This is a genomic window from Methylobacterium sp. AC433 (genome assembly GCF_979253015.1).
The window spans coordinates 1-273 of sequence record NZ_CEEDBN010000065.1 but is presented as its reverse complement, the minus strand read 5'-3'; the positions used below and the strand labels follow the sequence as shown (position 1 = coordinate 273).

General features: G+C 72.9%; 1 protein-coding gene. It reads right to left on the bottom strand.

Features of this window, described 5'->3' with window-relative positions:
• A partial coding sequence (locus AC0IWM_RS23745; protein ID WP_471759139.1) for a pyruvate kinase occupies positions 1-273 on the bottom strand: 273 nt, incomplete at both ends.

Here is a 273-nt window from a genome sequence, read left to right as displayed (position 1 = left end):
CCCGGTCGCCCTCGGCGCCGTCGAGCACGACGCGCAGGGTCTCGCCGGGCACGACGTCGCAGCGTCCGCCCGCCAGGGTACCGACGCGGATCTTGGGACCCTGCAGATCCTGCAGGATGCCGATCGGTCGGCCGGTCTCGCGCTCCAGGGCGCGGATCGCCGCGTGGACCCGGGCGTGATCGTCCTGGGTGCCGTGGCTGAAGGTGAGGCGGAAGGTATCGACTCCCGCCAGGAACAGGCGGTGCAGCATCTCCGGCGTCGAGGAAGCCGGCC